The following is a 13487-nucleotide window of genomic DNA, read 5'->3' on the forward strand; positions in this document are numbered from 1 at the left end:
GAAAAAGGCAATCGGGCAGCCCCGGATGCCACCCATAACTGGGTACCTTTGAAGCGCCCCATAACCGGCTACCAAAGAAAAATCACTGTGCACTCAGGCGTCTAGGGATCAAAAAAATGCCCCATAAAAGGCTACCTACATGCGTTCCCATAGACGACTACCCAACGTGTTCGGTGGCCGATTTCCCATAACCGGGTACGCTTGCCCCATATCCACAACCCTGACTCCCCACAACCCGGTACCCCAAACCCCAAATCCACAGACCTGAAACCCCAGACCCTTACACCTGTGCTCCCATAAATGGGTACCGAACACCTGTCAAACCCTTGTGGGATAAGGCTGTGAGCCGTCTAAAAGTAGTTAAAGAAGTAAACGTCGTTAACAAAAGATGTAAACACACGTGCGCGTCCACAGAAAGACGAACCCCATAAACCGCTACCATTGAGTAGCCGTCTATGGTGTTACAGGCATCTCAAACCTTCGATTCAGGCCTGGGAAACAGTGGCCTGGCTCCTCGTTCCGCAAAGGTTCCAGGCCCAACAAGGCTTCCAGAAGAGGTGAGTACATACTCACATCGGCTGAAACGTAGAAACTTATGGGAGAAAAACGGGAGGAAACTGCCCGTTTCCAGGTACAGGTTCCCGTTTATGGGATCGAAAAACCGTCCCCGCAGCCTCGCGAATGAACGTTATCGACCGGCAAAGTCGATCGGCGACCGGAAACATAGATCTCTTCGGTTTCGTTCACAGCAGTTTGAAATCATCCGCTACGGCCGGCGAAGGAATTTTTGCACTCAGGCCTCCTTGTCTGTGAAGAAAGTTCTCCGATCGTTGGCTTGTGCTTCTGGCCAAACCTAGCCTGTCGGCTGTGCACAGAGGAAATCGACGCAACTCGCTTCGCCGCGGCCGGGGGCATCCAACTTTCTACCTTTCGCTCCATCAACCGAAAATCAATGCTGTGCCTCCCGTCGACAACGAGAGGCCTAGGAACGGCTTTCCTGAGATCAAGTAGGGGGCGGCATCATTTGCACGTTTCACCGGGTTCTGGGTCGATCCAGCATGCGTTGGGAGCCAACGTGAAGATGGGAGGGATCACGAGGCTCACCACAATCGAATTCGAGCGATGATCCCGAACATTCTCACCTTCCGACACTTTCGGATCTCGTAAAAGCCCACCGGCCTGACGAGGCCGCAGGTATCGGCATGCTGTGCGGGCGGTAATGCATCGCCACGATGCGTTGCGGCCATGGTCGCGGAATGAAAATCCTGTGTTTCGGACACGCCGTCCGATGCGTTCCTGCGCTGAATCGGCCGGATCACACGTCACGGCGACATCATTTCCACGGACCACATTCGCCCGACGACCGTGGTGACATCCGCGCGATGCCGTCAGCGCAATCAATCGTGAAGCGGTCCCTGCCGATGTCTTCACCGCTGTCAACGTCCACGCCTTTCGTCATACGGACCACACGGCGACCGTATTTGCCCACTAAGGCAGCCCCTGGGATCACAGTTCAGCGATGGGTTGCCTGATCGAACTGCAAACGCTGTGTACGATGCAATCGTGCTTGCCTTGATCTCCGTAACACCGAATCGTGGTCATTTATGGGAGGAACCCTCGCTTGAGCCACGTCGATCGGCAACGTGACACACAGTTCGACTGCTGCGACCGCGGTGATCGTGATTGGCCGAATGACGATCACGTCCAGGGTGAGCGTGCCGGCAACCCCGCCTATGAAACAGTCATGGGTATTTCGCATCACACCTCCATACATCACTCGTCCGCGTCTTCAAGGCGCAGGTACATCGCGGGTGTCCGGCTTCCGCAATGGCGCGATCCGCAATTCCCGTCCTGTCAGTGACCGTCCCGGTCGAGTGCCGTCCACGTTTTCTCCCATACGTGTATCCCCGAACTCCGTTGCACGTTGACGCCATATTTTTCACGACGCGGTTATGATGCACAGGTCCCGGATGCGGCATGACAACCGACCGGGGCAGGGGCGGTATCTCGATGGTCTTTCAATCCGTGATAAACCAGAAAAGAGAGTTCAGCGATGCGAATCCAGATCAGAAAACTCACGTTGGCTGCTACCGCAGCCGCGTTCCTGTTCGGCTCGGCAGTTCCCGCGTTTGCGCAGACCGACGCCAGCGCGTCCGCTGCACAGGACGCCAAGGCAGCGAAGAGCCAGGCACGCAAGGCGGCCAGGGCCCAACGCAAGGCAGAACACAAGGCTGCGCGTGCGAAGAACAACGCCGAGCTGAAGAAACTCGAAGATGCCGGTTACAAGCCGGCTGCCAATGATCCGAACTATCCGCAGAACCTGCAGAACGCGGAGAAAAAAGCCGGCATCGGCGCAAGCCAATAAGCGTCGTCCGGCGGCAAGCCACGGATCGATCCGCGGCTTGCCGCATACGTCGCCGTTCCACGGCGCACATCGAACGCAGCAAACCCGCTATCGACGACAGGCAATACGCAATCCAGTCGCTTGCGTTATTTGATTCGTATTCCTGCATTTCACGGCGCGTGCCATTCGCACACCGACGCGGTCAGTTCCGCCCGCCCGGCGCAGCCGCATTTCCCGTCACCCTCAGCCAGTCCTTGAACGCTCGTACGGCGTCGTCGTTCGCACGTGCGGAGGCGACGTACGTGAAGTAACGCCACGGCGGCAGCGCCGGTTCGCCGAACGGCTGCACGAGCCGACCTTCGGCGATGTCGTCCGCGACGAGCGCGATCGGTCCCATCGCGACGCCGAGCCCGTCGAGCGCGCCCTGGAGCGTCAGGTAGAAATGCTCGAGCGTGAGCGAGTGGCGCGGCACGAGATTCGGATGTCCAGCTGCCGCGAGCCATTCAGGCCACATGCCCGGATAAGTGGCCGCGTGCAGCAGCGTGAAGCCGGCGAGATCGGCGGGCGTATGCAATGGTCGCCCTTCCAGCAGTTTCGGTGCACATACCGGTAGCCGGACTTCCGACAGGAATTCCTCGGCAACGTAGCCGTCGACGGCCTGCGGGCCGCCGCGCACAATCAGGTCGACCTTGTCGCGCAGCTTGTCGATCGGCTCGTTCGACGTCGACAGCCGTACCTCGATGGCTGGATGGGCGACCTGAAACGACGACAGCTTCGGCACCAGCCAGCGCAACGAAAACGTAGCAGGTGCACTGACGCGCAGCACGCGCTGCTGCGCATGGCCGAAATGCTGCGCGGTGGCGAGCGCGATCCGGTCGAACGACGCACCGACCTCGGCGAGATACGCGCGGCCCGCGTCGGTCAGCTCGACCCGCCGGTTATGGCGTTCGAACAGCGGCCGTCCGAGCCACGCCTCCAGTTGCTGAACGTGCCGGCTGATCGCGCCGTGGGTCACGCACAGTTCGTCGGCGGCCAGCGTGAAGCTGCCGTGGCGCGCGGCGGCTTCGAACGCGCGCAGCGAATTCAACGGAGGGAGGCGTCGGGCCATTGCATCGTTTCGCGTGATATTTACTCACGCGATGGTTCAGGTTTAATCGTTTGATCGGGTGCTCAAGCTTCGCCAATATGGCACACAAACGGCCGGCCCGGCCGAACGATTGTCTGAATTTCTCACATGGAGTGCGGAGCATGCCGAACGTGGTGGTCGTGGGCGCCCAATGGGGCGACGAAGGTAAGGGACGCGTCGTGGACTGGCTGGCGGCACAGGCCGATCTCGTCGCGCGCTACAACGGCGGCCACAACGCAGGTCATACGCTGGTCGTCGGCGGCAAGACATACAAGCTCGCGCTCCTGCCGAGCGGCATCGTGCGCGGCAAGCGCGGCGTGATCGGCAACGGCGTGGCGCTCGATCCGGAAGCCTTGCTCGCGGAAATCGCGCGGATGGCCGAACTCGGGCTGTCGGTGACGCCGGACAACCTGTCGATCGCCGAGAACGCGACGCTGGTGCTGCCGATCCACCGCGCGATCGACCAGGCTCAGGAGCGTCTGCGCCGCGAGCCCATCGGCACCACGCTGCGCGGGATCGGGCCGGCCTACGAGGACAAGGTCGGGCGTCGCGGGCTGCGCGTCGGCGATCTCGCGGAACCGGGCCGGCTTGCCGCCAAACTGGATGTGCTCGTCGACCATCACAACGCGTGGTTCCGCGGCCTGGGGCTCGACGAGCATTCGCGCGATGCGATGCTGGCAACGCTCGCCGACCTCGCGCCGCGAATCCTGCCGTTCGTCCGCCCCGTCTGGGCCGATCTCAACGACGCAACCGACCGTGGCGAGCGCATCCTGTTCGAGGGGTCTCAAGCCGTGATGCTGGACATCGACTGGGGCACGTATCCGTTCGTGACGTCGTCCGGAACCGTTGCATCGGCGGCGGCGGCCGGCACGGGGCTCGGCGCGTCGAAGCTCGGCCACGTGCTGGGCGTCACCAAGGCGTATGCGACACGGGTCGGCGGCGGCCCGTTCCTCACCGAGCTGTCCGACGCGACTGGCGAAACGCTGCGCGCGCGCGGGCAGGAGTTCGGCGTGAATACCGGCCGGCCGCGCCGCTGCGGATGGCTCGATGCCGCGCAGTTGCGTCAGGCGGTCAGGATTTCGGGCATCGATTCGCTGGCGCTCACCAAGCTCGACGTGCTCGACGGTTTCGAGTCGATCGAGCTGTGCGTCGGCTACGAACTCGATGGCGTGCGGGTCGATCATTTGCCTGCAAGCCTCGATGCGCAGTCGCGTGCGAAACCCGTGTACGAGCGGTTCGACGGCTGGCGCGGCACTGTGAAAGGGGTACGCGAACGCGCGGCGTTGCCGCGTGCCGCGCAGGATTTCATCGCGCGCGTCGAAGCGGTCGCGGGCGCACCGGTATCGATGATCACGACCGGCGCCGAGCGCGACGACACGATCGTGTTGCGCAATCCGTTCGATGCGGCCGCCACGGCCTGATCCGTCATACATGACGTGAATCGTGCGGTGACACCGTGGTCGCCGGGTAGTTTTTGCCGATTCGGCGCGGTTGGCTTGCCGGCGCGTCCGGACGTCATGCACACGAACCGGACGACGCGTGCATGGCGGCCCGGCGACACGATTCGGCATCCGGATCATGCCGCGTACGGCGAACTGGACACGTCTGCACCGCTGCTGTACTGTTCCGCACAATTCGCGCCAGACCGGCCCGCGCCGGAACCGCCGGCACCATGGCCGCACGGTGGCGCGACGTGATCTCAATCCCGGGGACAGGTCGATGGACACGTTACAGATGATGCGCATTTTCGTCCGGGTTGCGGAGGAGGGCAGCTTCACGAGCGCGGCCCAGCGCCTGGACATCACGACGGCCTATGCATCGCGGTCGGTCGCGCAGCTCGAGACGCATCTGCGCACGCGCCTGCTCAACCGCAGCACGCGCCGCATCGCACTGACCGATGCCGGGCAGCGTTATCTCGACCGTTGCCAGCGCATCCTCGGCTATATCGACGAAGCGGAAGCCGAGGCGGCCGATGCACAGGCGAAGCCGTCCGGGCGGCTGCACGTTCATGCGACGACGAGCTTCGGCCAGGCCTACGTGGTGCCCGCGGTCGTGCGTTACCGGCAGCGTTATCCGTCGGTCGCGGTCGAGCTCACGCTGTCGCAGCATGTGCCTGACATCATCGACGAAGGCTACGACGTGTCGCTGCAGTTGAGTGCGACGGAGCTTCCCGATTCGGGGCTCGTGTCGCAGCGGCTCGGCGAGGTGCACAGCGTGCTGTGCGCGTCGCCCGCGTATCTGAAGGAGCGCGGTACGCCGCGTACGGTGCGCGAGCTCGACGGCCACGCGTGCCTGCAGATCGTCACGCCCGTATTTCCGCGCGATCGCTGGCATCTCGACGGCCCCGACGGCCCCGAGACGTTCGACCTGCCGTTACCGGATTTCCAGGTGAACATCGCCGATGCGCTCGGCGCCGCATTGCGCGCCGGCCTCGGCATCGGTTCGCTGCCGATGTCGTCGGCACTGCCCGCGCTGGCGAGCGGCGCGCTGGTGCGCGTGCTGCCCGACTACCGCTTGCAGAAGCTGACCGTCTACACGCTGTACGCATCGCGCCAGTATCTCGATGCGAAAATCCGCACGTTCGTCGATTTTCTGCGTGAATGCGTACCCGAAATGCTGTCCACCGACGAAGCTGCGCTGAACGCTTCCTGCACGTCCTGAAGTCGCGCCGTCGGCGTGTGGGGACGACGCTGCGCGTCAATCGAACAAATAATATGCAGTCCTGTATTTGAACCGGGTATCGAATTCATCTGCACGACCGGCTAGACCAAGGATGCGCGGGCAACTGGCACGCCCATATGAAAGTGCTTGCTTCCGATATCGAACATCGTTGGTTCGGCGCATGGGTGCCGCGCACGTCACGTGCGCGGCCTACGGCGCGACGCGGGATAGCGGCACCGCCTGGTCGCGCAGCTTTACGACATCGCGGCCCGGCGCATCGCCGAAGAGGCGTGCGTATTCGCGGCTGAACTGCGACGCGCTCACATAGCCGACACTGCGGCACGCCTGCTGCGCATCCATTGCCGACAGGCACATCAGGCGGCGTGCCTCCTGCAGCCGCAGCATCTTCTGGCATTGCAACGGGCTCATCGACGTGACCGCGCGGAAGTGGTGATGGAACGTCGACGGGCTCATGTCCACCTGTCGCGCGAGCGATTCGACCGTCATCGGATCGAGGTAGTGGTCGCGGATCCAGGCGACCGCGCGCGAGATGCGCTGCGTCGTCGAGTCGCCCTGGCCGACCTGCGCGACGCGCGCACCCGACGGGCCGCGCAGCAGCCGGATGAGGATTTCGTCGACGATCAGCGGCGCGAGCAGGTCGATGTCGTCGGGTTGTGCGATCAGTTGCATCAGCCGCGCGATGGCGTCGACGATTTCGGGCGGCGCATCGTGCGTGTCGAGTGCGCCGCAGTCGACGGCCTTCGGCAGCCCGCGCGGAAACACGCGTGGTGTGAGCGCCGCGATGCGGGCCGGGTCGAGTTCCAGTTGTGCGTAAAGGAACGGCTCAGCCAGGCTCGCGCGCGTCACGCGGCCGGTGGCGGGCAAGTCGGCAGTCGTAACCAGCATCCGCGATTCGTCGATCACGTAGGCGGCGTCGCCGACCCGTGTCGATTTCGCGCCTTGTCCGACGATGCTCAGGCACGCGTGGTGCACGCCATGGTTCCAGTGTGGCGGCGACGCGGACACGCGTGCGATGCGCAAGCCACGCACCGGGAGCTCGAACGTGCCGTCGTGCGGTGCATAGGCGGCGATCAGCGCAGCGAGCCGGGCTGTGGGCGACTGAGGGTCGTGATCGGGTGTGGTGCGCTGTAGCGGCGTCGTTCGGGCGTCGATTTCCATATTGCGTGAGCGGATGACCGAGGGGGCGGTGCAAGGTGCGCGACTGCGATTCCCCGTCGGTGTCCCGGCAGGTGGCTGGCGCGGCGGTCACATCGTACGGCGAGTCGCGCGCACGTGATTGCCTAAATCTGTCGGAAATCAGCCCAATCATCCGGATCTGCACGGCCGGCGGCCGCATTGCCCGTCGTTGCGCAGTGTGCAGCGCACAAATTCGGAAATTAAGGCAAAACAATCGCAGGATCAGGCAAGCCAATTTCCGGCGGTTTTCATACCATTGCACCTGCTGAAAGAAACGTGTTCCAGTGCGCTCGGGCGATGTGGGTATGAGCGTCGCCAGGCCGACGGATGCCGCCTGGCGTTGCCGCTGTGAATCGCTGCAAGAGACTCAGGACTGCTATTCGAATATTCGTGCATCGGGCCAGCCGAGGCCGGCTTGCGTCCGTTGCATGCCGGTGCGCGTCCGGCGCGAGCGCGCCGACCGATCCGGCGTGGCCGGCGTCGGTGCCGCCGCATTGGCCGGGCCGTCACATGTCGGTCGGGACGCGGCAGCGGGTGTGCGCGTCCGGGCGGCCGACCGCGCAGGGGAATCCGGACAAATGGACCAACTTCAATCGATTCGGGCATTCGTGACGGTGGCAAGGGAAGGCGGTTTTCGCCGGGCGGCGACGCGGCTGCGCGTGTCGACGGCGATGGCGAGCCGGCTGGTCGATGCGCTCGAGACGCGCCTTGGTGCACGCCTGCTTCAACGCAGCACCTGCCACCAGTCGCTGACGGAAATCGGCGAGTTGTATCTCACGCGCGTCGAACGGATTCTCGGGGCGATCGACGAGATCGACGGTCGTTTCGTCGCGATGGGCAGCAAGCCGGAAGGTGCGCTGCGCATTGCCGCGCCGGTCGCGTTCGGGCTCAGCCAGTTGAGCGCGTTGCTCGATCGTTTCGTGAGCCGGTTCCCGGACGTGCGGCCGACCGTGACGCTGACCGACGCCCGTATCGATCTGACATCCGAAGACATCGATGTCGCGTTCCTGACCGACGGCATGCCGGTGACAGGTGCGCACGCGTTGCACACGCTGGCCTCTTACGAATCCGTGCGCGTCGCGGCACCGGGGTATGTCGCCGCACACGGCGGCGCGGCTGCGTCGGGCGACTGGCCGGATCTTGCGGCCGTGCGGCTCGATCTGCCGGCCGCCGGTGGCGACGATGCGTCTGCGTTCCGACCCGACGCGACGCCCGGCGGCAGTCAGGGCGTCGGCCATCTCGAGATGGCACGGCGGCTGGCCGTGGCCGGCATGGGCGCCGCGGTGCTGCCCGCGTATCTCGTCGACGCCGATCTGGCGGACGGCGCGCTGGTGCGCGTTGCACCGGTTCACTCGCTCGCGCCCGTCACGCTGAAGCTCGCGCACGCGCGTACCGCGCGTCTGCCGGCCGCTGCACGGGCATTCATCGAATTCGCCGGCACCGCGTTCCGGCCCGCGAGTTAGCGGCCCGGTTGGTCGCCGCGGCAACGCCCGCCCGCCAGTGCCGCGGGCTCATGACGCTTTTTCCACGGAAGCAGTTCGACGAACGAACGCTCCGCAGGGCGCAACGAACGCCCGACATACGCAACCGCATCCGCGGCAAACAGGAAGCGACAGCATTCCGGCCGCGCGTGCAGGTTACGAGGAGATCTGGTGATTCCAATTGAAGGTCGTCTATTTGCGAGAGGTTGCTCCATGCGCGTCGAACGGGTTCCATACCGCTTAATCACTGCCGCAACGGCCGCCGTTTTCCTGGCCGCGTGCGGGAAAAAAGAATCGGCACCGCCGCCGCAAACGCCGGAAGTCGGCGTCGTCACCGTCCAGCCGCAAGCCGTACCGGTCTTCACCGACCTGCCGGGCCGCACCAGCGCGTTCCTCGTCGCGCAGGTCCGCGCGCGGGTCGACGGCATCGTGCTGCGCCGTGAATTCACCGAAGGCACCGACGTCAAGGCCGGTCAGCGCCTCTACAAGATCGACCCGGCGCCTTACATCGCCGCGCTGAACAGCGCGAAGGCAACGCTCGCGAAGGCGCAGGCGAACCTCGTCACGCAGAACGCGCTGGTCGCACGCTACAAGGTGCTGGTGGCCGCGAACGCGGTCAGCAAGCAGGACTACGACAACGCGGTGGCCACGCAAGGCCAGGCCGCGGCGGACGTCGCGGCCGGCAAGGCGGCGGTCGATACCGCGCAGATCAACCTCGGCTATACCGATGTCGTTTCGCCGATCACCGGCCGCGTCGGCATCTCGCAGGTGACGCCGGGCGCGTACGTGCAGGCGAGCCAGGCGACGCTGATGTCGACGGTGCAGCAGCTCGATCCGGTGTATGTGGACCTCACGCAGTCGAGCCTCGAAGGGCTGAAGCTGCGCCAGGACGTGCAGAGCGGGCGCCTGAAGACGTCCGGCCCGGGCGCGGCGAAGGTGTCGCTGATCCTGGAAGACGGCAAGACCTATTCGGAGCCGGGCAAGCTGCAGTTCTCGGACGTGACGGTCGACCAGACCACCGGCTCGGTGACGATCCGCGCGGTCTTCCCGAACCCGGGCAAGGTGCTGCTGCCGGGCATGTTCGTGCGTGCACGGATCGAGGAAGGCGTGAACGAGAACGCGTTCCTGGTGCCGCAGATCGGCGTCACGCATGACCAGAAGGGTCAGGCGATCGCGATGGTGGTGAACGCCAGCAACAAGGTCGAGCCGCGTCCGCTGAAGACGACGGGCATGCAGGGCCCGAACTGGGTGGTCGAAGGCGGTCTGCAAGCGGGTGATCACGTGATCGTGCAGGGCGTCGACAAGGTGCGCCCGGGTGCGACCGTGAAGACCGTCGCGGCGCAGCTCGCACCGGCGCCGGACGCCGCGTCCGGCACACCGGCAAGCGCCGCGAATGCGTCCGGCGCCGCGCCGGCGAGCACCGCCGCCAATGCTGCCGCGAGTTCGACCGCTGCGTCGTCCGCGCAATAACAAGGAGTCCGTTTCATGGCCAAGTTTTTTATCGATCGCCCGATCTTTGCGTGGGTGATCGCGATCGTGCTGATGCTGGCCGGCGTCGCATCGATCTTCAAGATGCCGATCGCGCAGTATCCGACGATTGCACCGCCGACGATCCAGATCCAGGCGAACTATCCGGGTGCTTCCGCGAAGACGGTGGAAGACACGGTGACGCAGGTGATCGAGCAGCAGATGAGCGGTCTCGACAACTTCCTGTACATGTCGTCGACCAGTGACGACTCGGGCAACGCGACGATCACGCTGACCTTCTCGCCGGGCACGAATCCGGACGTCGCGCAGGTGCAGGTGCAGAACAAGCTGTCGCTCGCGACACCGAACCTGCCGCAGGTCGTGCAGCAACTCGGCATGCAGGTCACGAAGTCGAGCAGCAACTGGCTGATGTGGTTCGCGTTCAACTCCGAGGACGGCAGCATGTCGAAGGAGGACCTGACGAACTATGTGGCGTCGCACGTGCTCGATCCGCTCAGCCGCGTAAACGGCGTCGGCCAGACGCTGCTGCTCGGTTCGCAGTTCTCGATGCGCATCTGGCTCGATCCCGTCAAGCTGACCAACTACAGCCTCACGCCGACCGACGTGTCGGCAGCGATCACGCAGCAGAACGTGCAGATCGCGGGCGGCCAGATCGGCGGCACGCCGGCGAAGCCGGGCACCATGCTGCAGGCGACGATCACCGAATCGACGCTGCTGCGCACGCCCGAGCAGTTCGGCAACATCCTGCTGAAGGTCAACCAGGATGGTTCGCAGGTCCGCCTGAAGGACGTCGGCCGCGCGGCACTCGGTTCGGAAAACTACACGTTCGACACGAAGTACATGGGGCAGCCGACGGCCGGCCTCGGCATTCAGCTCGCGACGGGCGCGAATGCGCTCGCGACCGCGACGGCGCTGCGGGCCAAGGTCCAGGAGCTGTCGAAGTACTTCCCGCACGGCCTCGTCGTCCACTATCCGTACGACACGACGCCGTTCGTGCGCCTGTCGATCGAGGAAGTGGTCAAGACGCTGCTCGAAGGTATCGTGCTCGTGTTCCTCGTGATGTACCTGTTCCTGCAGAACCTGCGGGCAACGATCATCCCGACGATCGCGGTGCCGGTCGTGCTGCTCGGCACGTTCGCGATCATGGGCCTCGCCGGCTTCTCGATCAACACGCTGTCGATGTTCGGCCTCGTGCTCGCGATCGGCCTGCTGGTCGACGATGCGATCGTGGTGGTGGAGAACGTCGAGCGCGTGATGGCGGAGGAGGGCCTGTCACCGAAGGAGGCGACCCGCAAGGCGATGGGCCAGATCACCGGCGCACTCGTCGGCGTGGCGCTGGTGCTGTCGGCGGTGTTCGTGCCGGTGGCGTTCTCGGGCGGTTCGGTCGGCGCAATTTATCGCCAGTTCTCGCTGACGATCGTGTCGGCGATGGTGCTGTCGGTGCTCGTCGCGTTGATCCTGACGCCGGCACTGTGCGCGACGATCCTCAAGCCGATTCCGCAAGGGCATCACGAAGAGAAGAAGGGCTTCTTCGGCTGGTTCAACCGTACCTTCGACCGCAGCCGCGATCGCTATACGGGCGGCGTGAACCACGTGATCCGGCGTTCGGGGCGCTGGCTCGTGATCTACCTGGCGGTGTTCATTGCGGTCGGCGTGATGTTCGTGCGCCTGCCGAAGTCGTTCCTGCCGGATGAAGACCAGGGCTACATGTTCATGATCGTGCAGACGCCGTCCGGTTCCACGCAGGAAACGACCGGCAAGACGCTCGACAACATCAACACGTACCTGACCACGACCGAGAAGGATGTGGTCGACTCGGTGTTCACGGTCAACGGCTTCAGCTTCGCGGGCCGCGGCCAGAACGCGGGCCTCGTGTTCGTGAAGCTGAAACCGTACGAGCATCGCCAGCGCTCCGACCAGAAGGTGCAGGCGCTGATCGGCCGGACCTTCGCGCACTACTCGCAGTACAAGGACGCGATGGTGATCCCGTTCAACCCGCCGTCGATTCCCGAACTCGGTACGGCTGCCGGCTTCGACTTCGAGCTGACGGACAACGCCGGTCTCGGCCACGAGGCGCTGATGGCCGCGCGCGGCCAGTTGCTCGGAATGGCCGCGAAGGATCCCACGCTGGCGCTCGTGCGCCCGAACGGCCTGAACGATACGCCGCAGTACACGGTCGACATCGACCGCGAGAAGGCGAACGCGCTCGGCGTGACGGCTGCGGCGATCGACCAGACGTTCTCGATCGCGTGGGCGTCGCAGTACGTGAACAACTTCCTGGATACGGATGGCCGGATCAAGAAGGTGTACGTGCAGGCGGACGCACCGTTCCGGATGACCCCGGAAGACATGAACATCTGGTACGTGCGCAACAGCACCGGTGGCATGGTGCCGTTCAGCGCGTTCTCGACCGGCCACTGGAGCTACGGGTCGCCGAAGCTCGAACGCTACAACGGCGTATCGTCGATCGAGATCCAGGGGCAGGCTGCGGAGGGCAAGTCGACCGGCCAGGCGATGGCCGCGATGGAAGCGCTCGCGAGCAAGCTGCCGGAAGGTATCGGCTACTCGTGGACCGGCCTGTCGTTCCAGGAAATCCAGTCCGGCTCGCAGGCGCCGATCCTGTACGCGATCTCGATCCTTGTCGTGTTCCTGTGTCTGGCGGCACTGTATGAAAGCTGGTCGATCCCGTTCTCGGTGATCATGGTGGTGCCGCTCGGCGTGGTCGGAGCGCTGCTCGCGACGATGCTGCGCGGCCTCGAGAACGACGTGTTCTTCCAGGTCGGCCTGCTGACTACCGTGGGCCTGTCCGCGAAGAACGCGATCCTGATCGTCGAGTTCGCACGCGAGTTGCAGGCGAACGAGAACATGGGGCCGGTGCGCGCGGCGATCGAGGCGGCGCGCCTGCGGCTGCGTCCGATCCTGATGACGTCGCTCGCATTCATGCTCGGCGTGCTGCCCCTTGCGATCAGCAACGGCGCGGGCTCGGCGAGCCAGCATGCGATCGGCACGGGCGTGATCGGCGGGATGATCACGGCGACGTTCCTCGCGATTTTCATGATCCCGATGTTCTTCGTGCGGGTTCGCGCGATCTTCAGCGGCGAGACGGAAAACGTCGACGATGCCTGGCGTCTCGTGCAGGGCGACCTGCAGCGCGGTCACGGCGACGCACACGATTCGAAGGGGCAGTAAC

Annotated in this window: 8 protein-coding genes; 6 read left to right on the forward strand and 2 right to left on the reverse strand. The window is 64.5% G+C overall.

The window, feature by feature from the left end; translation table 11 throughout:
• Positions 1-2053 precede the first annotated feature (2053 nt).
• On the forward strand, positions 2054-2365 hold the full coding sequence (locus DPV74_RS21605) for a hypothetical protein (protein ID WP_021163674.1): 312 nt from the start codon (positions 2054-2056) through the stop codon (positions 2363-2365).
• A 181-nt stretch (positions 2366-2546) separates the two neighbouring features.
• Here DPV74_RS21605 and gcvA read toward each other — a convergent pair whose 3' ends face one another.
• A complete protein-coding gene (gcvA, locus tag DPV74_RS21610; RefSeq protein WP_119337927.1) occupies positions 2547-3452 on the reverse strand; it encodes a transcriptional regulator GcvA in 906 nt (301 codons plus the stop codon).
• Positions 3453-3592: 140 nt separating this feature from the next.
• Between gcvA and DPV74_RS21615 the strand changes: the two genes are divergently transcribed.
• Both DPV74_RS21615 and DPV74_RS21620 read left to right on the forward strand, forming a co-directional pair.
• Positions 3593-4891, forward strand: a complete 1299-nt coding sequence (locus DPV74_RS21615) for an adenylosuccinate synthase (RefSeq protein WP_059551834.1) — start codon at positions 3593-3595, stop codon at positions 4889-4891.
• 298 nt (positions 4892-5189) lie between these two features.
• Positions 5190-6131, forward strand: coding sequence for a LysR family transcriptional regulator (locus tag DPV74_RS21620; RefSeq protein WP_027792207.1), 942 nt, complete (start codon positions 5190-5192; stop codon positions 6129-6131).
• Positions 6132-6341: 210 nt separating this feature from the next.
• Here the strand turns inward: DPV74_RS21620 and DPV74_RS21625 are convergent, their stop codons facing one another.
• Positions 6342-7310, reverse strand: a complete 969-nt coding sequence (locus DPV74_RS21625; protein ID WP_119337928.1) for an AraC family transcriptional regulator — start codon at positions 7308-7310, stop codon at positions 6342-6344.
• A gap of 596 nt (positions 7311-7906) precedes the next feature.
• Between DPV74_RS21625 and DPV74_RS21630 the strand changes: the two genes are divergently transcribed.
• The 3 genes from DPV74_RS21630 to DPV74_RS21640 all read left to right on the forward strand — a co-directional run bounded on the left by DPV74_RS21630 (position 7907) and on the right by DPV74_RS21640 (position 13486).
• Entirely contained in the window at positions 7907-8791 is an 885-nt protein-coding gene (locus DPV74_RS21630) for a LysR family transcriptional regulator (RefSeq protein WP_059693709.1), read from the forward strand.
• Between the two features lie 231 nt (positions 8792-9022).
• Positions 9023-10279, forward strand: a complete 1257-nt coding sequence (locus tag DPV74_RS21635) for an efflux RND transporter periplasmic adaptor subunit (protein WP_119337929.1) — start codon at positions 9023-9025, stop codon at positions 10277-10279.
• Between the two features lie 15 nt (positions 10280-10294).
• Positions 10295-13486, forward strand: coding sequence for an efflux RND transporter permease subunit (locus DPV74_RS21640; protein WP_060357074.1), 3192 nt, complete (start codon positions 10295-10297; stop codon positions 13484-13486).
• Position 13487 lies beyond the last annotated feature (1 nt).

The organism is Burkholderia sp. HAN2018, assembly GCF_024704855.1.
GTDB lineage: Bacteria > Pseudomonadota > Gammaproteobacteria > Burkholderiales > Burkholderiaceae > Burkholderia > Burkholderia cepacia.

Excerpts from the sequence above, each read along its gene's own strand:
- DPV74_RS21605 (WP_021163674.1), top strand. The coding sequence starts at position 2,054 with ATGCGAATCCAGATCAGAAAACTCACGTTGGCTGCTACCGCAGCCGCG.
- gcvA (WP_119337927.1), bottom strand. The coding sequence starts at position 3,452 with ATGGCCCGACGCCTCCCTCCGTTGAATTCGCTGCGCGCGTTCGAAGCC.
- DPV74_RS21615 (WP_059551834.1), top strand. The coding sequence starts at position 3,593 with ATGCCGAACGTGGTGGTCGTGGGCGCCCAATGGGGCGACGAAGGTAAG.
- DPV74_RS21620 (WP_027792207.1), top strand. The coding sequence starts at position 5,190 with ATGGACACGTTACAGATGATGCGCATTTTCGTCCGGGTTGCGGAGGAG.
- DPV74_RS21625 (WP_119337928.1), bottom strand. The coding sequence starts at position 7,310 with ATGGAAATCGACGCCCGAACGACGCCGCTACAGCGCACCACACCCGAT.
- DPV74_RS21630 (WP_059693709.1), top strand. The coding sequence starts at position 7,907 with ATGGACCAACTTCAATCGATTCGGGCATTCGTGACGGTGGCAAGGGAA.
- DPV74_RS21635 (WP_119337929.1), top strand. The coding sequence starts at position 9,023 with ATGCGCGTCGAACGGGTTCCATACCGCTTAATCACTGCCGCAACGGCC.
- DPV74_RS21640 (WP_060357074.1), top strand. The coding sequence starts at position 10,295 with ATGGCCAAGTTTTTTATCGATCGCCCGATCTTTGCGTGGGTGATCGCG.